Source organism: Streptomyces rugosispiralis (assembly GCF_024505145.1).
Lineage (GTDB): Bacteria > Actinomycetota > Actinomycetes > Streptomycetales > Streptomycetaceae > Streptomyces > Streptomyces rugosispiralis.
The window spans coordinates 1-613 of the sequence record NZ_JANIAA010000210.1 but is presented as its reverse complement, the minus strand read 5'-3'; the positions used below and the strand labels follow the sequence as shown (position 1 = coordinate 613).

At 75.9% G+C, this 613-nt stretch carries 1 protein-coding gene; it reads right to left on the bottom strand.

Features of this window, described 5'->3' with window-relative positions:
- Positions 1–613, bottom strand: a 613-nt coding sequence (locus NP777_RS47100) for a KS-MAT linker domain-containing protein (RefSeq protein WP_305890876.1), incomplete at both ends; no start/stop codon positions are given.

The following is a 613-nucleotide window of genomic DNA, read 5'->3' as shown; positions in this document are numbered from 1 at the left end:
CCCGGCCACCGGCGAGCCCTGCACCAGGCCCGTGGCCGGTTCGCCGGAGGCCAGCGCCTCCAAGGCGCGCAGGAAGCCCTCGCGGCCGTCGGCCACCAGCACCGCGCGGTCCTCGAAGGCGGTGCGCCCGGCGGCCAGGGTGTAGCCGATGGCGGCCAGGTCCACGTCCTCGTCGGTGCCGCGCAGCCGGTCGCGCAGGCGGCGGGCCTGGTCGCGCAGCGCGGCGCCGCCCATGGCCGACAGCGGCCACGGCAGCACCGGCGGTACGGCGGACGGCCGCGCCGCCGCGTCCTCACGGTCCTCGGCGGCCGGCGGCTGCTCGATGATGGTGTGCGCGTTGGTGCCGCTGATGCCGAACGACGACACACCGGCGCGGCGTGGGCGGCCGGTCTCCGGCCACGCCATCGGCTCGGTGAGCAGCGAGACCGCGCCGTCCTCCCAATCGACGTTCGAGGAGGGCGCGTCCACGTGCAGCGTCCGCGGCAGCACACCGTGCCGCATGGCCATCACCATTTTGATGATGCCCGCGACACCGGCCGCGGCCTGCGTGTGCCCGATGTTGGACTTGATGGACCCCAGCCACAGCGGCTGCCCCTCAGCCCGCTCCTGGCCG